The organism is Yoonia sediminilitoris (genome assembly GCF_003058085.1).
In the GTDB taxonomy this organism is placed as follows: domain Bacteria; phylum Pseudomonadota; class Alphaproteobacteria; order Rhodobacterales; family Rhodobacteraceae; genus Yoonia; species Yoonia sediminilitoris.
In genome coordinates this window covers 143,334-163,574 of sequence record NZ_QBUD01000003.1, presented here as the reverse complement: position 1 = coordinate 163,574, position 20,241 = coordinate 143,334, and the positions used below count along the sequence as shown (strand labels likewise).

At 57.7% G+C, this 20,241-nt stretch carries 20 protein-coding genes; 14 read left to right on the top strand and 6 right to left on the bottom strand.

What is annotated here, in order from left to right; all coding sequences use genetic code 11:
- Positions 1–58 precede the first annotated feature (58 nt).
- Positions 59–2,674 carry a type I DNA topoisomerase gene (gene topA / locus C8N45_RS09050; protein WP_108385915.1) on the bottom strand — a complete coding sequence of 872 codons (2,616 nt, stop codon included), beginning with the start codon at positions 2,672–2,674 and terminating at the stop codon, positions 59–61.
- A 108-nt stretch (positions 2,675–2,782) separates the two neighbouring features.
- Complete coding sequence (gene dprA, locus C8N45_RS09045) at positions 2,783–3,916, bottom strand: DNA-processing protein DprA (protein ID WP_181868918.1); 1,134 nt, start codon at positions 3,914–3,916, stop codon at positions 2,783–2,785.
- Between the two features lie 372 nt (positions 3,917–4,288).
- Between dprA and C8N45_RS09040 the strand changes: the two genes are divergently transcribed.
- Positions 4,289–4,747: a hypothetical protein gene (locus tag C8N45_RS09040; RefSeq protein ID WP_108385914.1), complete on the top strand. Its 459-nt coding sequence runs from the start codon at positions 4,289–4,291 to the stop codon at positions 4,745–4,747.
- A gap of 62 nt (positions 4,748–4,809) precedes the next feature.
- Here C8N45_RS09040 and tldD read toward each other — a convergent pair whose 3' ends face one another.
- Complete coding sequence (gene tldD / locus C8N45_RS09035) at positions 4,810–6,231, bottom strand: metalloprotease TldD (RefSeq protein ID WP_108385913.1); 1,422 nt, start codon at positions 6,229–6,231, stop codon at positions 4,810–4,812.
- A gap of 181 nt (positions 6,232–6,412) precedes the next feature.
- Here tldD and coxB point away from each other — a divergent pair, with 181 nt between their 5' ends.
- The 10 genes from coxB (at position 6,413) to C8N45_RS08985 (ending at position 15,403) form a co-directional block, all read left to right on the top strand.
- A complete protein-coding gene (coxB, locus tag C8N45_RS09030) occupies positions 6,413–7,246 on the top strand; it encodes a cytochrome c oxidase subunit II (protein WP_108385912.1) in 834 nt (277 codons plus the stop codon).
- An 80-nt stretch (positions 7,247–7,326) separates the two neighbouring features.
- Entirely contained in the window at positions 7,327–8,259 is a 933-nt protein-coding gene (cyoE, locus tag C8N45_RS09025) for a heme o synthase (RefSeq protein ID WP_108385911.1), read from the top strand.
- Positions 8,259–8,462 (top strand): cytochrome c oxidase system small membrane protein, encoded by a 204-nt coding sequence (locus C8N45_RS09020; RefSeq protein WP_108385910.1) that lies wholly within the window; start codon positions 8,259–8,261, stop codon positions 8,460–8,462. Before cyoE ends, C8N45_RS09020 begins: the two co-directional genes overlap by 1 nt.
- Entirely contained in the window at positions 8,459–9,073 is a 615-nt protein-coding gene (locus C8N45_RS09015; RefSeq protein WP_108385909.1) for a cytochrome c oxidase assembly protein, read from the top strand. Before C8N45_RS09020 ends, C8N45_RS09015 begins: the two co-directional genes overlap by 4 nt.
- Positions 9,074–9,098: 25 nt before the next feature.
- Complete coding sequence (locus C8N45_RS09010; RefSeq protein WP_108385908.1) at positions 9,099–9,899, top strand: cytochrome c oxidase subunit 3; 801 nt, start codon at positions 9,099–9,101, stop codon at positions 9,897–9,899.
- 96 nt (positions 9,900–9,995) lie between these two features.
- Complete coding sequence (locus C8N45_RS09005; protein ID WP_108385907.1) at positions 9,996–10,676, top strand: SURF1 family protein; 681 nt, start codon at positions 9,996–9,998, stop codon at positions 10,674–10,676.
- 3 nt (positions 10,677–10,679) lie between these two features.
- A complete protein-coding gene (gene thrC / locus C8N45_RS09000) occupies positions 10,680–12,062 on the top strand; it encodes a threonine synthase (protein ID WP_108385906.1) in 1,383 nt (460 codons plus the stop codon).
- Positions 12,063–13,331 (top strand): M16 family metallopeptidase, encoded by a 1,269-nt coding sequence (locus C8N45_RS08995; RefSeq protein WP_108385905.1) that lies wholly within the window; start codon positions 12,063–12,065, stop codon positions 13,329–13,331. It begins immediately after the preceding gene.
- A complete protein-coding gene (locus tag C8N45_RS08990) occupies positions 13,331–13,915 on the top strand; it encodes a GNAT family N-acetyltransferase (RefSeq protein WP_108385904.1) in 585 nt (194 codons plus the stop codon). Before C8N45_RS08995 ends, C8N45_RS08990 begins: the two co-directional genes overlap by 1 nt.
- A 72-nt stretch (positions 13,916–13,987) precedes the next feature.
- Positions 13,988–15,403, top strand: coding sequence for an FAD-binding oxidoreductase (locus C8N45_RS08985; protein WP_108385903.1), 1,416 nt, complete (start codon positions 13,988–13,990; stop codon positions 15,401–15,403).
- A gap of 100 nt (positions 15,404–15,503) precedes the next feature.
- Here the strand turns inward: C8N45_RS08985 and C8N45_RS08980 are convergent, their stop codons facing one another.
- Positions 15,504–16,034, bottom strand: a complete 531-nt coding sequence (locus C8N45_RS08980; RefSeq protein ID WP_108385902.1) for an adenine phosphoribosyltransferase — start codon at positions 16,032–16,034, stop codon at positions 15,504–15,506.
- Positions 16,035–16,048: 14 nt separating this feature from the next.
- Complete coding sequence (locus C8N45_RS08975) at positions 16,049–16,915, bottom strand: S-methyl-5'-thioadenosine phosphorylase (protein WP_108385901.1); 867 nt, start codon at positions 16,913–16,915, stop codon at positions 16,049–16,051.
- A gap of 174 nt (positions 16,916–17,089) precedes the next feature.
- On the opposite strand from C8N45_RS08975, the gene C8N45_RS08970 reads away from it, so the two are divergent.
- Positions 17,090–18,706 carry a SulP family inorganic anion transporter gene (locus C8N45_RS08970; protein ID WP_108385900.1) on the top strand — a complete coding sequence of 539 codons (1,617 nt, stop codon included), beginning with the start codon at positions 17,090–17,092 and terminating at the stop codon, positions 18,704–18,706.
- Positions 18,707–18,792: 86 nt separating this feature from the next.
- Positions 18,793–19,038 carry a peptidase gene (locus C8N45_RS08965; protein ID WP_181868917.1) on the top strand — a complete coding sequence of 82 codons (246 nt, stop codon included), beginning with the start codon at positions 18,793–18,795 and terminating at the stop codon, positions 19,036–19,038.
- On the opposite strand, the gene C8N45_RS08960 is transcribed toward C8N45_RS08965, so the two are convergent.
- Positions 19,035–19,640, bottom strand: a complete 606-nt coding sequence (locus tag C8N45_RS08960) for a flavin reductase family protein (protein ID WP_108385898.1) — start codon at positions 19,638–19,640, stop codon at positions 19,035–19,037. The two genes, C8N45_RS08965 and C8N45_RS08960, sit on opposite strands and share 4 nt — an antisense overlap.
- Positions 19,641–19,711: 71 nt before the next feature.
- On the opposite strand from C8N45_RS08960, the gene C8N45_RS08955 reads away from it, so the two are divergent.
- Positions 19,712–20,212 (top strand): GNAT family N-acetyltransferase, encoded by a 501-nt coding sequence (locus C8N45_RS08955; RefSeq protein ID WP_108385897.1) that lies wholly within the window; start codon positions 19,712–19,714, stop codon positions 20,210–20,212.
- Positions 20,213–20,241: the final 29 nt, after the last annotated feature.

Below are 20,241 nucleotides of genomic sequence, written 5' to 3'. Positions count from 1 at the left end.
GAGTCAATGAAATGCGGCAGTGCAGCAATGGCCCCGGAGTTGCCCCGGGGCCCTGCGCTCAGCTCTTTTTGGCTGGTGCCGTTTTTTTCGCCGCAGGTTTTTTCTTGGCCGCAGGCTTTTTCTTGGGCGCGGCCTTCTTCTTGGCGGCGGGTTTTTTCTTGCCCGACTTGGCCGCACGTTCGTCAATCAGATCGACAGCCTGCGCCATGGTCAGATCAGCAGGCTCGATCGTGTCGGGGATCGTGGCGTTAATCTTTTCCCACTTCACATAGGGGCCGTATTTGCCGTCGTAGATATTGACCGGCCCGCCCGCTTCGGGGTGTTCGCCCAACTCGCGGATCGGAACCGCCGCCTTGCCGCGCCCCCCACGCGACGCAACCTTTTCGGCCAGCAGCTGCACTGCGCGGTTCATGCCAACAGTCCAAACCTCGTCTATGCTTTCAAGGTTGGCGTTGGTGCCGCCCTTATGAGACGTGCTTTCGGCATGTTTCAGATAGGGGCCATAACGCCCGATATTGGCCCAGATCATGACGCCATCGTCGGGGTGGGGCCCAATTTCACGGGGCAGTGACAACAGCTTGACCGCCTCTTCCAACGTCACCTCTTCGGGTTGCCAATCAGCAGGGATCGACTGGCGCGGGGGCTTCTTGTTCTCTTCGGTGACCGGACCGCGCTGGGCGTAGGGGCCAAAGCGCCCCTTGAAAATGCGAATCTCGTCGCCGTCATCAATGCCCAGCAGCTTGCCATCAGGCGGAATGGCAGACGCCTCGGCCTCTGGATCTGGCGGGCCGAAGGGGCGGGTATAACGGCATTCGGGATAGTTGGAACAGCCAATAAAGGCCCCGCCGGACCGCGCCGTGCGCATCGACAAACGACCGGTGCCGCAGGCAGTACAGATGCGCGGGTCGCTGCCATCTTCGTTGGGCGGGAACAGATGCGGCTCCAGCACCTCATTGATTTTTTCCAGCACTTCGGTGATGCGCAGATCGGCCGTTTCGGCGATTGCGGCGGAAAAATCGCGCCAGAAACGGTTCAGGACTTCTTTGTAATCGGCGTCGCCCGCACTGACTTCATCCAGCTGGTTCTCAAGATCGGCGGTGAAGTCATAGCCGACATATTTGCGAAAATAGTTTTCAAGGAAAGCCGTCACCAAACGGCCTTTATCTTGCGGGATCAGGCGATTCTTGTCCTTTTCCACATAACCGCGGTCCTGAATTGTGGTCACGATCGATGCATAGGTTGACGGGCGACCGATCCCCAACTCTTCCATCCGCTTCACCAATGTGGCTTCGGTATAGCGCGGTGGTGGCTGCGTGAAATGCTGTTCCGGGTCGATCGATTCCTTCTTGGCAGGCTCGCCCTCGGTTAGCTGTGGCAGGCGCTTGTCATCATCATCAACGCTGTCGTCCTTGCCTTCTTCATAGACGGCGATAAAGCCGTCAAACACCATCACCTGTCCGTTCGCACGCAGCACGACCTGTTCGTCGGCACTGGCGATGTCGACAACCGTCCGCTCCAGCCGGGCGGCCGCCATCTGGCTGGCCATGGTGCGCTTGTAGATCAGATCATAAAGCTTGCGCTGGTCGGCATCTGCGATCTTGGCTGCGGCTGTATCCAGAGACATTTCGGTAGGGCGGATACATTCATGCGCCTCTTGCGCATTCTTGGCCTTGTTTTTGTAAACGCGTGGCTTCTCGGGCAGATATTTTGCGCCGAATTTCGATTTGATCGCATCGCGGGCACCGGTAACGGCCTCTGGCGCCATGTCGATGCCATCGGTCCGCATGTAGGTGATCAGACCGGCCTCATACAAGCGCTGGGCAACGGACATGGTTTGTTTTGCGCCCATGCCGAATTTTCGGCTCGCCTCTTGCTGCAAGGTGGAGGTCATGAAGGGGGGGGAGGGGTTGCGCGTCGCTGGTTTCGCCTCGACCGATTTGACAACCAGGTCGCGCGAATTGATCGCCTGCACGGCCATTTCGGCCTGCGTTTCGTTTCCAAGGTCGAATTTCTCAAGCTTTTTCCCGGCCAGCGTGGTCAGGCGGGCTTCGAACGTCTGACCGCGCGGAGTTTGCAGCAGCGCCTTGACGGTCCAGTATTCCTGACTGCGGAAGGCTTCGATCTCCATCTCGCGTTCGACGATTATGCGCAGACACACCGATTGCACGCGCCCGGCTGACTTGGCACCCGGCAGCTTGCGCCACAAAACAGGCGAAAGTTTGAAGCCAACAAGATAGTCCAGCGCGCGGCGGGCCAGGTAGGCTTCGACCAATGGCTCATCGACCTGGCGGGGGTGTTTCATTGCATCGGTGACGGCGGTCTTGGTGATCGCGTTGAAAACGACGCGGCTGATGGGCGTATCCTTGTTGATTGCCTTCTTGGCCAACAGCGCCTGGGTCAGGTGCCAACTGATCGCTTCGCCTTCGCGGTCGGGGTCAGTGGCAAGGATCAGTTCCTTGTCATTCTTGAGCGCGTCAACAATGGCCTTGATATGCTTTTTACTGTCGCTCGCGATTTCCCACTTCATGTCGAAATCTTCTTCCGGCAGGACAGATCCGTCTTTGCCGGGCAGATCCCGCACATGCCCATAAGACGCAAGAACGGTGTAGTCGTTGCCAAGGTAGCTATTGATTCTCTTAGCTTTTGCGGGCGATTCGACGACGACAACTGGCATGGGAATCCTTTTTCAACATCGCGTTCGTTTAGGTCGCGCAAGATGTGTCGTCTAATGACGGAATGTCAATGGAATGAAAACTCTTTGCCGATTTCGCCCGATTGGCACCTATATAACCCGCGACAGCAGGCCCCCTGCCTGACGGGCAATCTTGCCCTCGAGCTCAAGATCGACAAGGACAGACGTGATCTTTGAAGCAGGCGCTGCCACATCACGCATCAATTGGTCCTCTGCAACCGGGGCGGGGCCCAGACGCGACAAGATCACGTCGTGCAATTTGGCGGTTTGCGCAAGGTTCGGAGAGCTCTTCTCAGGAGACACAAGTGGCAGTTCTTTCGCCGTTGGGGCTAGGGGCGCAATTGCTTCAATAACATCCCGCGCATTGCGCACAAGGATTGCACCGTCACGGATCAGCATGTTGCAGCCAGTCGCACGCGCATCAAAAGGGTGCCCCGGCACAGCCAGGACATCACGGGCCTGATCCAATGCATTGCGCGCGGTGATCAGACTGCCCGATTTCGCTGCGGCTTCCACCACCACAACGGCCCGGCACAGGCCTGAAATGATTCTGTTACGCGCAGGAAAGTGACGTGCCTGTGGCTGCATGCCCATCGGCATTTCAGAAAGTCGCAATCCGGTTTCAGCTATTTTTTCAGCAAGTTGCGCGTTTTCAGCCGGATAGATGACATCGACCCCCCCGGCCTGCACGGCGATGGTCCCGCCAGCCAGCGCCCCAAGATGCGCTGCCGCATCAATCCCGCGTGCAAGCCCGGACACGATGACGAACCCTTCCTCCGTCAGCTCTTCGGCCAGCCGTTTGGCCATACGTGTGCCAAGCGAAGACGCATTCCGCGCCCCCACGAGTGCGATCAGCGGCCGCCGCAACAGATCGGTTCGCCCCAAACTCCACAACAGGGGGGGCGCGTCGGGAATATCTGCAAGGTCGCTTGGGTAGTCCGTGCCGCCTTCTACCAGAAGTTTTGCACCAGCCGTGCGCCCTGCATTCAATTCTGCAATCACAACCGCGTGCGGGCAGGATTGATAGCCTTGCACCCCGGCAGATTTCGCAACTTCGGGAAGCGCCCCGAGCGCGTTTGCGGCGCTGCCATGTTCGGCCATCAGTCGACGGTATGTCGCGACACCAACGCGGCGTGAACGCAATAGACGAAGCCGGTTGACCGTATCCTCTTCCGTGGTGGGTAGGAGTGGGGGGTGAGTGGAAGATTGTTGTGTTCCGGCCATCCCATCAGCTCCGCCTATTACTTCAACAGAGATAAAAGGACAGAGTTAACGAGGTATGAACAAAAAGCTGTGAATTTGTGGAGATCAGGTGCGAAAACCCCTAGCGTATTGATTTTAAATTTAACTTCTTGGGCTTTAAGTTGAATAGCGCCACCTGATCACGCAAGATCTCTGGCAGTGGCGCAAATAAGGGATCATTTGGGCAGAAACTCGCACGGCGGAAGTCGCATTTTTGCGTTGGGTCGTCTTTCCGTTTCCGAATCGGAAACGACTAAAGCGTTTCTTAAGCATTACGCATTAAACTGTGGTCAGTTAAGATGACGCCGAGCACCCCGTAACGACGTGCGTGCGCCAGAACGGATCGGATGCCAGATGCTGAATGCCCGCAAGCAAGATTTTCCGCCTGCACCCCACCACCCTGCCGCAGCGAAGAACCAAAATCCGCTTTGCAGCGTCCCGCTCGATCTTGTCCCCTGCTTCTGGAGCAATGAACGTGATGATCTGCTGATCCGCGGGTATGTCGACGGCAATCTGAAAGTCGATGTCCTGTTTGCCGGTCAGCACGGCGTACAGGCCCTGCCGCTTCTGCGTGCCTTGGGCGCACTGAAGGTCAGGAAATTTCGGGCTGCCAGGAGGCAGGGACCCGACCTGCCCGACATCACATCGATTCGGCTGCCTGTAACAGTCGACGGGTCATGGTTGCGCGTGTTTGAACAGGATGAAAGTGGCTGGGAAACACATTACTACAATCTGGTCGCCGTAGGGTGGACGATCCACAGGAATATCATTGCGGGGCAAAATCTTACCGATTGGCCATTGTGCCGGGCGTGACCCAATGGCTCTGGGCCCGCTTGTCGCGGCCGCGACCTGGATAGACCCTCATTGCCAACAACTTAAGCCGCCGATCCGCCAACCGTCAGGCCGCCAATCATAAGCGAGGGTTGGCCCACACCAACGGGCACCCATTGGCCAGCCTTGCCGCAATTCCCAATCCCCGGATCAAGCTGCATGTCATTGCCAATCCCGCGAATCTGTTTCAGCGCGGTTGCACCGTCGCCGATCAGAGTCGCTCCGCTGACCGGTGCGCCAACCTTGCCGTTGCGTACCCGGTAGGCTTCCGTGCAAGAAAACACGAACTTGCCGTTGGTGATATCCACCTGACCACCGCCGAACCCAACTGCATAAATGCCATCCTTCAAGTCCGCGACCAATGCTTCAGGTGGGCTATCGCCACCCAACATGTATGTGTTCGTCATACGGGGCATCGGCGCATGTGCATAACTTTCGCGACGGCCATTGCCTGTGGGCGCAACCCCCATCAGCCGCGCATTCTGACGGTCCTGCATGTAGCCGACCAAAACGCCATCCTCAATCAGCGTGTTTTTGGCGCTGGGTGTGCCTTCGTCATCCACCGTGATCGAACCGCGCCGGTCCGGAATGGTGCCATCATCCAGAACAGTCACGCCTTTGGCCGCGATTTGCGTGCCCATCAGCCCGGCAAAAGCGCTTGATCCTTTCCGGTTGAAGTCGCCTTCCAGCCCATGGCCAATCGCTTCATGGAGCAAAATACCCGGCCAACCCGGGCCAAGCACCACATCCATCACGCCAGCAGGGGCTGGTTCGGCGTCAAGATTGACCACGGCGATCCGCAATGCTTCGCGCACGACAGGTTCCCAATGGTCACGGGCGATCAGACCGATAAGCCCTGCGCGTCCACCGCCACCGGCGGTGCCGGTTTCGCGTTTGCCGTTGCCTTCAACGATCACGCTGATGTTCAGCCGCGACATCGGGCGGACGTCCGTCACCAGCGTGCCTTCCGGGCGCAAGACGACAACTTCCTGATGTGATGCCGAAAGAGTGGCACTGACCTGGACGACCCGCGTGTCAAGTTCACGCGCAAAGGCGTCGATCTCTCGCAGCACGTCGACTTTTGCGGGAAATGTCGCCTGCAAAATCGGGTCGTCATCCGCGTAAAGCTTGCGATTGGTGCCGCCGGGCGCGTCGGCCATCATGCCGCCGCCGTCGCCAACCGCCAGTCGGGCGGTCGCCACGGCACGCCGCAGCGCATGTTCGTCAATAGTTGTCGAGTGCGCATAGCCCGCAGTTTCACCCTTCACCGCGCGCAGGCCGAATCCTTCGGACGCGTCAAAGCTTGCTGTCTTGATCCGACCGTCATCAAAGGAAAGCACCTCCGATTTGCGCCTCTCAAGGAACAATTCGCCATCATCCGCACCTTGCGTCGCCTCGCGCAGCAAATGCAACGCGGTGTCTTGATCCAACGTTGTTTCAAAGGGGCGAAACGGGTCTGAGGCCATTGTATTTCCTTCGCTGAGGCAGAGTTTTCGCAAAAAAGCGTCTGTTTGACGCAACAGGGGTTCTTGAGTTGTGAAACTAGATATGGGAAACGGTCGTCGTTATACAATGGGATTCCGGCCAGAGACTGGGCGGACAGACCAGACAGCAGCGCCATCGTGCGCAACGAAGTTAGGGTAAGATATGCAGCTGAAAACCTATGCGACGTCACTTTGGGCCACTGCGGGACTGATCATGGCCGGATCATCCGTGATGGCACAAGATTCAACAGTGGACGCGCAACTACAATCTCTCGAAATTGTGGGCCGCCCAGTCGATGGCGCCACTGGCTTTCAACCTGCCGCAACCGAATTGGCTGTTGATGTGCAATGGCTTGATCACCTCTTGCTCGTTATCATCACGGCGATCACCCTGTTCGTCACCGGCCTGCTGATCTGGGTCATGGTGCGCTACAACCAAAAACGCCAGCAGGTGCCCGCGACTTTCACACACAACTCACCGCTCGAGGTCGCATGGACGCTTGTGCCGGTGCTGATTCTTGTCGGAATCGGGTCGGTATCGTTGCCGGTTCTGTTCAAACAGCAGGAAATCCCAGAGGCTGACATCACCATCAAAGTGACCGGATACCAGTGGTATTGGGGGTATGAGTATGTTGACGAAGGCGTGTCGTTCGACAGTTTCCTGCTGCAGCGCGATGAACTCGAGGAATTCGGCTACAATCAGGAAGAATACCTGCTGGCCACCGATACGGCTGTCGTTGTTCCGGTTGGGGCAACGATTGTGATGAACGTGACCGGTGCTGATGTGATCCACTCGTGGACTGTACCGGCATTTGGCGTCAAGCAGGATGCGGTGCCCGGTCGCCTTGCGCAACTGTGGTTTGCCGCAGACCGCGAAGGGACATATTTTGGCCAATGCTCAGAGCTTTGCGGGAAAGACCACGCCTACATGCCTATCACGGTCAAGGTCGTGAGCCAGGAGCTTTATGATGAATGGATGGCCGAACAGACTTCTTAACCGGTCAGGCGGTCTGCAATGGCGCATTGCAGACCAACATCGTAAGATGGGTTTTAACCCATCCCTATTGGAAGGTTCCTATGACTGACGTCAGTATGCAAGACACACCCTACGAGGCTCGCATGGGCGACTATTTCGCCCTTCTCAAGCCACGGGTGATGTCGCTGGTTGTCTTTACGGCGCTGGTGGGGCTGCTTGTTGCGCCCGTGCCGGTCCATCCTTTCATCGGTTTTGTGGCGATCTTATGTATTGCCGTTGGTGCCGGGGCGTCCGGTGCGCTCAACATGTGGTGGGACGCGGATATTGATGCGCGCATGAGGCGGACAGCGGGGCGCCCGATCCCCTCGGGCCGCGTCACACCGGGTGAAGCGTTGGGCGTCGGCTTGGCATTGTCCGGTTTCGCAACTGTTCTGCTGGCGTTGGCCACAAATTTTCTTGCGGCTTTTCTGCTCGCTTTCACAATTTTCTTTTATGCGGTCGTCTATTCGATGTGGCTCAAGCGGACGACCCCGCAAAACATCGTGATTGGCGGGGCTGCAGGGGCCTTTCCGCCGATGATCGGCTGGGCGGTGGCAACAGGCAGCGTCAGTCTCGAAAGCACGCTGATGTTTGCGCTGATCTTCATGTGGACGCCGCCGCATTTCTGGGCGCTGGCTCTGTTTGTGAAGTCTGACTACGGCAATGCCGGTGTGCCGATGCTGACCGAAACGCATGGGCGTGACGCGACCCGCAAACATATCATCATCTATACGCTTCTATTGGTGCCAGTTGCGTTGGGATTGGGTCTGACCAGCATTGGTGGGCCGATCTATATGGCTGTGGCGGTCGTGATGAATGCATGGTTCCTCAAGGGGGCCTTCGACATTTATCGCCGCAGCGATGCCGATTGCGAGGCGGACAAACATTCAGTCGAAATCAAAACCTTCAAAGTGTCGCTCTATTACCTGTTCCTGCACTTCGGGGCGCTCTTGGTCGAGGCCGCATTGCGGCATGCGGGCATGGGAGGCTGGTGATGGCAATCAAGGTCGAACATGAACTGCACGCGCGACGCAAGGGGCGAAATATCGGCGTCTTTCTGCTGCTGGCAGGTTTTATTGCCATTGTCTTTGGGCTGACCGTTGTGAAGGTCCTGCAATTGGGCGAAGCTTCCCAATTCGAAAAGTTCGACCATGTCGCGCGTCCGCAGATCGTCCCAGAGGAGGAAGTTACCCAATGAAGCTGTTCGCCAACTTGCAAGGGCCAAAGCGGACTGTCGTACAGACCTGCGCGGTGGTTGTGACGATGGGCGCACTGGCTTGGGCGTCGGTACCGTTTTATGACTGGTTCTGCCGCGTGACCGGTTTTGGTGGCGCGACCAATGTCGCAGAAGCCGGAAGCGACGTGATCCTCGATCAGACGATCAAGATCAGGTTCGACGCTTCGCTGGAACGCGATATGCCGTGGACGTTCAAACCGGAAGTCCGCGAAATGGAAATCCGGATAGGCGAAACCGGGCTTGCGTTCTATGAGGCGCATAATCCGCTGGATGTCCCCATCGCGGGGCAGGCGTCCTACAATGTGACACCCTACGAAGCGGGCGGTTTTTTCGACAAGATCGAATGTTTCTGTTTTACAGAACAGGTCCTGCAACCTGGCCAGACCATGTTGATGCCGGTCAGCTTCTTTGTGGACCCCGCCATTGTTGACGACCGCGAAGGGCAATATGTCCACACGATCACGCTTAGTTATACTTTTTATCAGATCGACGTGCCGGAGGAAGAAATTCAAGCGGCACTCAGCTCTGACGTTTTGACACTCCAGCCGGAACCCGGCATAGACTTGAACTGAAGACCAGCCACAGGGACGGACCAACATGGCCCACGCAAAGAACCACGATTACCATATCCTGCCACCATCAATCTGGCCCATGCTGGGTGGAATTGGGGGCTTTGTCATGCTCTTTGGCTCTGTGCTCTGGATGCACGGCTCTGGCCCCTACATCTTTCTGATCGGCCTGGCGCTGGTCCTTTATGTGATGTTCGCGTGGTGGTCTGACGTTATCGCCGAAAGTCAGGTCGGCGATCATACACCGGTCGTGCGCATCGGCCTGCGATATGGCTTTATCATGTTCATCATGTCCGAGGTGATGTTCTTTGCTGCATGGTTCTGGTCATTTTTCAAACATGCAATGTACCCGATGGGGCCGCTCAGCCCTGCCGTTGATGGTGTCTGGCCACCAGTGGGGATTGAAACGTTTGACCCGTGGCATCTGCCGCTGATCAACACACTGATCCTGCTGTGCTCTGGTGCGGCTGCAACATGGGCGCACCACGCGCTGGTGCATGAGAACAACCGGGAGGACATGAAGTGGGGGTTGATCCTTGCTGTGGCCCTCGGTGCGCTGTTCACAGTGTTCCAGATTTATGAATATACCCACGCAGCATTCGGCTTTGCGGGCAATATCTATGGGGCGAACTTCTTTATGGCGACGGGCTTTCATGGCGCGCACGTCTTTATCGGGACAATCTTTCTCCTGATCTGCCTTTTCCGACTGCAAAAGGGCCATTTCACACCTGAAAAGCATATCGGCTTCGAAGCAGCCGCCTGGTATTGGCACTTTGTTGATGTCGTGTGGCTCTTCCTCTTCGCGGCCGTCTACGTCTGGGGCGGCTAACCACAGACGCAAGATCGTAAGATGGGTCTTGACCCATCCCCCCAATAGAAAACGCGCGTGGGCCTCCGCGCGCGTTTTTCCTGTCAAAGGCTGAAAATGCTCCGCAGAATTCTCTTTCCTCTCTTGCTTGGATTATCTGGCTGCGCCGTGCTGGTCAGCCTTGGCACATGGCAAGTGCAACGCCTCGCCTGGAAAGAGTCTATTCTGGCCGACATCAATGCACGACTGTCCGGTGAACCCGCACCACTTCGGCTGGACGCCCGTGAAACCACAGACGAATATACCCGCGTCACCCTCAGCGGCACGCCCACCGGGCAGGAATTGCACGTGCTCGTGTCGGGCACGCAGGCAGGCACCGGTTATCGTGTGATTTCCGCGTTCGAAACGTCTCTGGGGCCAACCATTCTGCTTGATCAAGGGTTGCTGCCGTTGGACTCCAAACAAAGCGCACCACTGACAGATCCAATGCAAGTGACCGGCACGCTGCTGTGGCCGGATGACCAGAACAGCAACACACCCGACCCGGACCTTGGCAAGAACATCTGGTTCGCCCGCAATGTCGCCACCATGTCGCAGCATCTGGGCACGCAGCCGCTGATGGTCGTTACCAGCACCACCACTCCGACAGACCCGCGATTGACCCCCTTGCCGGTGACAACAGCAAATATCAAGAATGACCATTTGGAATATGCCATCACATGGTTCTTGCTGGCGGCTGTCTGGGCAACTATGAGCCTATACTTGATCTATCGGACCACCCGGCCAAAGGACGTCTAAGACATGCGTTATATTTCAACCCGCGGCACAGCCCCAAAGCTCACATTCGAAGAAGCGATGCTCACAGGTCTTGCCCGCGACGGCGGGCTTTATGTCCCCGAAACGGTGCCCACACTCAGCCACGCTGAAATCGCGGACATGGCAGGCAAAAGCTACGAAGAGGTCGCATTTCAGGTGATGCGCCCGTTCATTGGTGACACCTTCACTGACGCGACCTTCAAGGAATTGATCGCAAACGCCTACGCCGGCTTCGGCCATGCCGCGCGCGCGCCTTTGGTGCAGCTCGACAGCAATCATTTCCTGCTGGAGCTGTTTCACGGGCCAACGCTGGCCTTCAAAGACTTTGCAATGCAACTGATCGGTCAGATGTTTCAGGCCGCTTTGGGACGGTCAGGTGATCGGGTGACAATCGTGGGCGCGACGTCCGGCGATACCGGGTCAGCGGCGATCGAGGCGTTTCGGGGTCTTGCGGCTGTTGACGTCTTTATCCTTTATCCGCACGGGCGCGTCAGCGAAGTGCAGCGCCGGCAAATGACAACGCCAACAGAATCCAATGTACATGCCTTGGCGGTGGACGGCGATTTCGACGATTGTCAGGCGGCTGTAAAGGATATGTTCAACGACTTTGCCTTCCGCGAAGAGGTCAAGCTGGCCGGTGTCAATTCGATCAACTGGGGGCGGGTTCTGGCGCAGGTGGTCTATTATTTCACCGCCGCTGTCAGCCTTGGCGCGCCCCACCGGCAGGTCAGCTTTACGGTCCCGACGGGCAATTTTGGCGACATCTTTGCAGGCTACATAGCGCAAAAGATGGGCCTGCCGATCGCTGACCTTGTGGTGGCCACCAACCAGAATGACATTCTGCACCGCACGTTGGAAACCGGTAGCTACACAAAACAGGGCGTCACTCCGACGATCAGCCCGTCCATGGATATTCAGGTCAGTTCCAACTTTGAACGCGCATTGTTTGATGCCTACGACCGTGACGGTGCCGCCGTGGCCGCCCAGATGGACGACCTGAAATCCGGTGGCTTCCAGATCAGTCAGGGGGCCTATCAGATGCTGAAACACACCTTCAAATCGGGTCGCGTGTCCGAGCAGGAAACCCAGGCAACGATCAAGACCTATCTGGCAGACCACGGTGAATTGCTGTGCCCGCATACGGCGGTGGGTACTCGTGTGGCCGAAGCGCATCTGGGGACGGTTCCCATGGTCACATTGGCTACCGCCCATCCCGCCAAATTCCCGGACGCTGTGAAAGCCGCGTCAGGTGTTGCGGCCCCTCTTCCCCCACGCATGGCGGACCTGTATGACCGACCAGAGCGTGTCACGCGGGTCGCCAATGACCTTGCCGCACTGCAATCGGTCATCAGAGAACGGATCACATAATTGGCAATTGAAATTCACACGCTGTCCAACGGCTTCCGGATCGTGACGGAACCGATGCAGGGACTGAAATCGGCAAGTATCGGAATCTGGGTGCAGGCTGGCGGCCGCCATGAACGGCTTGAACAGAATGGCATTGCCCACTTCCTTGAACATATGGCCTTTAAGGGCACCAAGACACGCAGCGCCTTGCAGATTGCAGAGACGATCGAGGATGTGGGCGGCTATATCAACGCCTATACCAGCCGCGAAATGACAGCCTATTACGCGCGGGTCCTCGAAGAAGATGTTGCCCTGGGCCTTGATGTCATTGCCGATATCCTGCTGAATCCGGTCTTTGACCCTGCTGAGATCGAGGTCGAGCGCGGCGTGATCTTGCAGGAGATCGGCCAAACGCTGGATACGCCCGACGATATCATTTTTGATTGGTTGCAAGAGGTCGCCTATCCCGATCAGGCACTCGGGCGCACGATCCTTGGCCCGTCCGATCGGGTTAGCGCCTTTTTACGTGACGATCTGCAAGGGTTTGTGGGCGAACATTACGGCCCGAACCAGATGATCCTAGCCGCAGCTGGCGCTGTGGATCACGATGCCATCGTCTCTCAGGCAGAAGCATTGTTTGGCCATTTGCCCAGTATTCCGCGCGCGCCCGAATTGATGCAACCCGCGAAATTCGGCGGCGGCGAGCGGCGCGAGAATAAATCACTGGAGCAGGTCCATTTCGCGCTCGCCCTCGAAGGGCCGACCTATCTGGACCCGGCGATTTACACCGCGCAAATCTATGCCTCTGCGATGGGCGGGGGCATGTCATCACGGCTGTTTCAGGAGGCCCGCGAAAACCGTGGGCTGTGCTATACGATTTTCGCCCAAGCGGGCGCCTATGAGGACACCGGCCTGACGACAATCTATGCAGGCACAAGTGCAGAGCAGATTGGCGCATTGGCCAATGTCACAATCGACGAAATGAAGCGTGCCTCTGACGATATGACCGCCGCCGAAGTCGCGCGTGCCCGTGCGCAAATGAAGGCGGGGCTGCTGATGGGGCTGGAAAGCCCGTCAAATCGGGCCGAGCGTCTGGCCCGCCTTTTGTCGATCTGGGGACGTATTCCAAGCCTTGAGGAAACCATCGGTCATATCGATGCCGTCACAACGGGCGACGTCAAGGATTTTGCAGGCAAGATGGCGGGGCAGGTGGGTACTGCGATGGCGCTTTACGGTCCTGCGGATGCCGCACCGGGTCTTGATGATCTGAAAGCGCGGCTGGTCGCCTGATGCTGGGGGGGCGGCGGAAGGTCCGGATTGAGACCGAGCGCATGACGCTGCGCCCGCCAATGCATGGAGATTTTCGAAACTGGGCGGCCTTGCGCCGCGAAAGCGAAGCCTTCCTGACCCCTTGGGAGCCCACATGGGCATCCGACCATCTGTCGCGCAAGGCGTTCACTAATCGCGTCTATTGGGCACAGCGGTCAATCGCGAATGGAACTGCTGTTCCCTTGTTTCTGACGCGCCGGTCCGACGCAGCGCTACTAGGGGCGATCACGCTCGACAATATCCGCCGCGGTCCGGCACAGGCCGGTACAACGGGCTATTGGATCGGGCAGCCCTTTGCACGCTCGGGCTACATGCGCGAAGCGATCGAAGCCGTCGTCCATCATGCTTTCACCGTCCTTGATATCAGCCGGATCGAGGCGGGGTGCCTGCCCGAAAACGAACCATCGCGACGCTTGCTGGAAAAATGCGGTTACAAATATGAAGGGGTCGCGCAAAGCTATCTGCAAATCAACGGGCGCTGGCGCAATCATGTGCTTTACGCGAACCTGCGCCATGACAGGCGCGGCAAGACCGACGTCGGTTAATGGGCCAGCCTCGTTTTCGTTGGATTTTGCAGGGCTTTGCCCCAAGTCATCACCCAAACAGGAGGGTCCCTCATGCTCAGCCCAGTTACGCCCGCATTTGAAGCAGAACTGCGGCAAATTTTGCCCGCCACATCCTTCAAGGAGGATACGGCCCCCTATCTGTCTGAACCACGTGGCCGTTGGGCGGGTCAGGGTTTTGTCGTGGCCCCCGCTACGGTTGACGAAGTGGCCGCTGTGGTCAAAGCTTGTGCGGCAGAGCATGTCGCAATCGTGCCCTATAGTGGGGGCACCGGCCTTGTGGGCGGGCAATTGCTGCAAGAAGGTGCCAAACCAGTTGTTTTGTCATTGGAACGGATGAACCGCATCCGCGCGGTTTACCCCACCGAGAATGTGCTTGTCTGCGACGCGGGCGTGATCCTAGCGGATGTGCAGAAAGCGGCAGAAGATGTAGACCGTCTGTTTCCCTTGTCGCTGGCGTCGGAAGGGTCCGCTCGGGTTGGCGGTCTTTTGTCCACCAATGCAGGCGGGGTTAACGTGCTGCGCTATGGCAACGCCCGGGCCTTGTGTCTGGGGCTGGAGGTCGTGCGGCCCGACGGCACGGTCTGGCACGGGCTGACGCGGCTGCGCAAGGACAACACGGGGTATGACCTGCGCGATTTGATGATCGGCGCTGAGGGCACGCTTGGCATTATCACAGGTGCCACGCTCAGGCTTGTACCGCGTCCTGCATCCATCGGAGCGGCGATGATGGCCGTGCCCTCGCCAGAGGCGGCTCTGCAACTGTTGGCCATGGCGGGGAGCCATATTGGCGATGGCTTGTCCGCGTTCGAATTGATCCACCGTCAGGGTTTCGATTTTTTGGCCGAAGTCGGGCCGGACGTCCGCCAGCCATTTACAGAACTCCCGGAATGGTCTGTGCTGATTGATGTGGGGTTGCCCAAAGGGCTGGCGTCGCAGGACGCGCTTGAGGGTCTTTTCGAGGCCGCCTTTGGAGCGGGACTTGTGACGGACGGGGTGATCGCGCAAAGTCTGAACCAGCGGCAGGAACTCTGGGATATTCGCGAAAACATCCCCGAAGCGAACAGGCGTATCGGGTCGATCAGCTCGCATGATATCTCGCTGCCCCTGAGTGCTGTGCCGGATTTCATCAAGCGCGGTGGTGAAGCGATTGCGGCAATCGGTGCGTTCCGGATCAATTGTTTCGGCCATCTGGGTGATGGAAACCTGCATTACAATGTCTTTCCGATGCCCGGCCTGTCCCGCGCTGACTTCATGGCAGAACGCCAACTGGTTAAAACGGCTCTGCATGATCTGGCCCATGGCATGGGTGGTTCGGTCAGTGCCGAACATGGTATCGGGCGGCTGAAGGTCGGCGATCTGGAGCGTTATGGCGATCCGGTCAAATTGGCGATGCTACGTGCGATCAAAGATGCGCTGGACCCAGCCGGGATCATGAACCCGGGGGCAGTGCTGCGGCAGCCCGCCTGAGCGATTTTGAAAAAGGGGGATGCCTCCGGCGGGGATATTTTTGGCCATAAGAAGGAGGTGCGGTGACCTGCTTTTTTGACAGCATAGTGTGTTGCTGTTTTTAGTCCCCTTCAAATTGGCAGAGTGCGTGCACATCCATGCCGAGCTTTTCCAATTTTGCGCGCCCGCCAAGGTCGGGCAGGTCGATGATGAAGGCGCAGCCGACGACCTCTGCCCCCATACGCTCGATCAGTTTGATTCCGGCTTCAGCCGTGCCGCCGGTCGCCAGCAGATCGTCAACCAGCAGGATTTTCTCGCCCGGTTGCAGCGCGTCGTCATGCACTTCGACGATCGCCTCGCCATATTCGAGCGTGTAGCTTTGTTCGATTGTCGTGCCCGGCAGTTTGCCCTTTTTGCGGATCGGCACGAAGCCCACTGACAACTGATGTGCAATCGCCCCGCCCAGGATGAAACCCCGCGCCTCCAGCCCCACAACCTTGTCAATGGGTTGCCCGGCGTAAGGATGCAGAAGTTGGTTAATCGCGATCCGAAAGCCCCGCGGGTCGCCAAACAGTGTCGTCACGTCCCGAAACATGATGCCCTTATGGGGGAAGTCCGGGATCGTCCGGATGTAATCTTGGATAGTTTTCATCGGTTGCTTTCGTTTCAAAGGACACGGCCGGCAATGGCGTCAAGTTTTGCAGCAAGCGCGGGGTCACGTTTGTCAACTGCGGTCATAACCGCATATTCGAGCGCCCTATCACAGCCATGAGGGCAAGGAGAGCGCTCACCGCCCAACAGCGCAGGGAGCCGGGTCACAAGGTCGCGGGCTTTTGTGCCATTGCCTTGAAGCGTTTTGATAACGTCGCTGACCTCCACTGCGCCATGATCAGGATGCCAGCTGTCATAGTCGGTGATCATCGCAACAGAGGCATAGCAAATCTCGGCTTCGCGGGCGAGTTTGGCTTCGGGCATGTTGGTCATTCCGATCACATCGCAGCCCCACTGCCGATAAAGAAGGCTTTCGGCCTGCGATGAGAACTGCGGCCCTTCCATCGCCAGATAGATGCCACCACTGTGCATCTTGATACCGGCGTCGCGCCCCGCCGTTTCACAAGCATCCGACAGGCGCGGACAGGTCGGGTGCGCGACGCTCACATGGGCGACGCAGCCGGTCCCGAAGAATGACTTTTCACGCGCAAAAGTCCGGTCAATGAATTGATCGACAATGACAAAATCGCCCGGTGCCAGATCTTCGCGAAAGGACCCGCAGGCGCTCACGCTGATGATATCGGTGACGCCAAGCCGTTTGAGCGCGTCAATATTGGCCCTGTAGGGGACCGTCGACGGTGAATGGACATGGCCACGTCCATGCCGGGGCAGAAATGCCATATCAATGCCACCCAACTTTCCAGTCAGGATGGCGTCAGATGGATCACCCCACGGGCTGTCGACCGGCACCCATTTGGCGCCTTCAAGCCCGTCAATGTCATAAATCCCTGATCCGCCGATCACGCCTATCTTTGTTTGCATTGCAAACCTCTGCTTAACCCTGATGTGAGAACACTGGATTGAAACAAAGGAAAAGTGAAGGCTACGTTCGGTGCCTTGTCAGCAACTAATTTGTGCAGTGTGGTGGGAAGGGGTGACAATGTCGGCCCGGTCCGTTAGTGCGTGCGCAACATCCCATTGATGACAGGTATACCCATGGCCCGCGCCTTACTTGCGAGTTTCGCAGATAGTCTTTCGCTTCGTGACCCCGAAGCCCCGATGACACCTACGCGCTTGCGAACAGAAGTATTGTCCGGTCTGACGGTTGCGCTGGCGCTGGTGCCAGAGGCTGTGGCTTTTGCATTTGTTGCAGGGGTGGAACCACTGGTTGGGCTTTATGCGGCCTTTATCGTGGGCCTGATTACCGCTCTGTTTGGTGGACGCCCGGGTATGATTTCCGGTGCGACGGGGGCTTTGGCCGTGGTCATGGTCAGTCTGGTTGCCCAGCACGGCGTTGAATATCTGTTCGCGACAGTGGTGTTGATGGGCCTGATCCAGATCTTTGTCGGGATCATGCGTTGGGGCAAATTTATTCGACTTGTGCCGCATCCTGTCATGCTGGGCTTTGTCAACGGGCTGGCAATTGTGATTTTTCTGGCGCAGTTGGGCCAGTTTCAGGTGCCGGGCTCTGCCGAGGGGGGCGGGCACGGTATGGCCAACGGCGAATGGCTGTCCGGCGCGCCGCTTTATCTGATGCTGGGTCTGGTTGTGTTGACCATGGTGATCATCTGGTTGATGCCCCGGATTACCAATGTGGTGCCCGCACCGCTTGCTGGCATCGCGATTGTGGCAGCAATCGTGATCGGTTTCGGGCTTGATGTGCCCTTGGTGGGCGATCTGGCCAGCATCGAGGGTGGTCTGCCACCGCTGCACATCCCCATGGTGCCGCTGAATTGGGCCACGTTTGAAATTATCCTGCCCTATGCGCTGATCCTCGCGGCGATTGGCCTGATCGAAAGTCTGCTTACCCTTAACCTTGTCGGTGAAATGACCGGCAAGCGTGGCGGTGCCAGTCAGGAATGTATTGCCCAAGGGGCAGCAAATACCGTGACGGGGTTTTTTGGCGGCATGGGCGGCTGTGCGATGATCGGCCAGTCCATGATCAATGTGAAATCGGGTGGCCGGACGCGGGTCGCGGGGATCGTGGCGGCGCTGTTCCTGCTTGCCTTTATCCTGTTTGCCAGTGGGCTGATTGAACAAATTCCTCTGGCCGCATTGGTCGGCGTGATGTTCATGGTGGTCATCGGGACCTTTGCCTGGAATTCACTGACCATTCTGCGCAAAGTGCCGCGCACAGATGCATTTGTTACCATTCTTGTGACGATTGTGACCGTCGCCACTGACCTTGCCACAGCCGTTGTCGTTGGTGTCATCGTCTCGGCGCTGGCCTACGCCTGGAGCAATGCAACACGGATCAACGCCAAGACCTATCAGACACCTGAAGGCGCGAAAGTCTATCAGATCATCGGACCGCTGTTCTTTGGCTCCGCCGATGGTTTTTCAGAGCTTTTTCAGATCGAAAATGACCCGTCGCTTGTGATCATTGATTTTGAGGCCAGCCGCGTGGCCGACCAGTCAGCGCTGCAAGCCATCGAGGCTGTCGCTCTTAAATATGAACAGGCTGGCAAGAAAATTCAGTTGCGGCATCTGACACACGATTGCCATCAGTTGCTGTCGAAGGCAGGCCACCTTGTTGTTGATAGCGACGATGACCCCGATTACGAGATTGCCGTCGATTATGGCGTCAAGACCGGGATTATCGGGGGCCACTGATCGCTTGTTGCGGGGGCCGGATTGAAGTAGATCTTGGGGACGTCAGACGCCGGGTTCACGGCGGACGAATCCAATGGTCAACAAATATGAAATTAATGGATTTTGCTGTTTTCGAACAGCATTTGAAGTGGACCGCAGTCGCGCTGGGAATCGGCAGCACGATTTGTGTGGTGCAGGGCTGGCAACTTTGGGCGATGCTGCTGAGTCTGCCGTTCTGTCTGATCTGGATGTATTGCGGCTGGCTGCACGGTGAACGGCAGCTGAAATACATCAACCTGTTGTTTGCGCTGTTATATGTCTACGGTCTGGGCCGATATGCGTTCGTCACCTAGTCGCCCGGGCGTTTGAGGCTGAAAACCTCGCGGATCACCGAATAATCCCGATAGCCCAGACGGGTCAGCGGGTTGAATGTTGTGACATCAAATGTGCCATCGACGATGCAATCGTCGCGCATGTGGACGCCAGTGACTTCGCCAAAGACCGTGAAATTGGCTTCTCCGGGCAGTTGCACGATCTGCGTCAGTTTGCATTCCAGCGTCGCGGGGGCGCCTGCGACGCGCGCGCAGTTGATGGTGTTGCACGGGGCTTTCTCAATTTCGGCAAGCTCAAATTCATCGGTTTCGCGCTCCCACGGCCCCGAGGTCTTGTTCATCACATCACGCATTGCATATTCGACGACATTGACCGCGAAAACGCCCGTCTCGCGGATATTGGCAACACTGTCCTTGGTGCCGTCACGGTCCGGTTTTGCGCTGGTCGAGGCGAACATCACCTGCGGCGGCACATAGGCGACCGCATTGAAAAACGAGTAGGGGGCCAGATTATCCTGACCGTCGGCTCCTCGGGTTGAAATCCAGCCGATGGGACGCGGCGTGACGATTGCGTTGAATGGGTTGTGTGGCAACCCATGGCCATTTTGCGGTTCATAAAACATTTGTCCAAGCCTTTTCCTTGCCTTTCCCAAGGAGTAGCTTGCCACGACAGGCAGGGCCAGACGAAAGACACATGCAGCAGGTCACATTGAATTTGGCCGAAGAAACGGCAGAGGACTGGTGGGAAGTCGAGGCGCTTTATGATCTGTGCTTTGCGCCGGGGCGCTCGGCGCTGTCGTCCTACCGGCTGCGCGAAGGTGTGGCTCCGATTGCGCCACTTTGTCTGACGGCGAAGGATGGCGACGGCATTCTGGCCGGTGCAGTACGCAATTGGCCGGTGCGGGTCGGTGGGGCCGTTTCCATTCTGCTGGGTCCGATCGCGGTGCATCCGACGCGGCAGGGCGAAGGCGTTGCATCCTTGTTGATGCAGCGTTGTCTTGATCTGGCGCGATCGCAGAACTGGGAGCGGATCATGCTGGTGGGCGATGCGCCCTATTACGGCAAATTCGGTTTTGAAAAGTTGCAGGGGGTGGCGATGCCGCCGCCGACCAACCCCGACCGGGTGCTTGGGTTGGCCCTTAGGCCCGGCGCATGGGACGGGGTCACGGGTGATGTGACCTCTATGCAAGATTGACAGCGACACGACCAATACCCATCTGTAAA

What these genes read in the sequence shown, in the direction of transcription:
- topA (WP_108385915.1), bottom strand. Translation starts at nt 2,674, where the DNA reads ATGCCAGTTGTCGTCGTCGAATCGCCCGCAAAAGCTAAGAGAATCAAT.
- dprA (WP_181868918.1), bottom strand. Translation starts at nt 3,916, where the DNA reads ATGGCCGGAACACAACAATCTTCCACTCACCCCCCACTCCTACCCACC.
- C8N45_RS09040 (WP_108385914.1), top strand. Translation starts at nt 4,289, where the DNA reads ATGCTGAATGCCCGCAAGCAAGATTTTCCGCCTGCACCCCACCACCCT.
- tldD (WP_108385913.1), bottom strand. Translation starts at nt 6,231, where the DNA reads ATGGCCTCAGACCCGTTTCGCCCCTTTGAAACAACGTTGGATCAAGAC.
- coxB (WP_108385912.1), top strand. Translation starts at nt 6,413, where the DNA reads ATGCAGCTGAAAACCTATGCGACGTCACTTTGGGCCACTGCGGGACTG.
- cyoE (WP_108385911.1), top strand. Translation starts at nt 7,327, where the DNA reads ATGACTGACGTCAGTATGCAAGACACACCCTACGAGGCTCGCATGGGC.
- C8N45_RS09020 (WP_108385910.1), top strand. Translation starts at nt 8,259, where the DNA reads ATGGCAATCAAGGTCGAACATGAACTGCACGCGCGACGCAAGGGGCGA.
- C8N45_RS09015 (WP_108385909.1), top strand. Translation starts at nt 8,459, where the DNA reads ATGAAGCTGTTCGCCAACTTGCAAGGGCCAAAGCGGACTGTCGTACAG.
- C8N45_RS09010 (WP_108385908.1), top strand. Translation starts at nt 9,099, where the DNA reads ATGGCCCACGCAAAGAACCACGATTACCATATCCTGCCACCATCAATC.
- C8N45_RS09005 (WP_108385907.1), top strand. Translation starts at nt 9,996, where the DNA reads ATGCTCCGCAGAATTCTCTTTCCTCTCTTGCTTGGATTATCTGGCTGC.
- thrC (WP_108385906.1), top strand. Translation starts at nt 10,680, where the DNA reads ATGCGTTATATTTCAACCCGCGGCACAGCCCCAAAGCTCACATTCGAA.
- C8N45_RS08990 (WP_108385904.1), top strand. Translation starts at nt 13,331, where the DNA reads ATGCTGGGGGGGCGGCGGAAGGTCCGGATTGAGACCGAGCGCATGACG.
- C8N45_RS08985 (WP_108385903.1), top strand. Translation starts at nt 13,988, where the DNA reads ATGCTCAGCCCAGTTACGCCCGCATTTGAAGCAGAACTGCGGCAAATT.
- C8N45_RS08980 (WP_108385902.1), bottom strand. Translation starts at nt 16,034, where the DNA reads ATGAAAACTATCCAAGATTACATCCGGACGATCCCGGACTTCCCCCAT.
- C8N45_RS08975 (WP_108385901.1), bottom strand. Translation starts at nt 16,915, where the DNA reads ATGCAAACAAAGATAGGCGTGATCGGCGGATCAGGGATTTATGACATT.
- C8N45_RS08970 (WP_108385900.1), top strand. Translation starts at nt 17,090, where the DNA reads ATGGCCCGCGCCTTACTTGCGAGTTTCGCAGATAGTCTTTCGCTTCGT.
- C8N45_RS08965 (WP_181868917.1), top strand. Translation starts at nt 18,793, where the DNA reads ATGAAATTAATGGATTTTGCTGTTTTCGAACAGCATTTGAAGTGGACC.
- C8N45_RS08960 (WP_108385898.1), bottom strand. Translation starts at nt 19,640, where the DNA reads ATGTTTTATGAACCGCAAAATGGCCATGGGTTGCCACACAACCCATTC.
- C8N45_RS08955 (WP_108385897.1), top strand. Translation starts at nt 19,712, where the DNA reads ATGCAGCAGGTCACATTGAATTTGGCCGAAGAAACGGCAGAGGACTGG.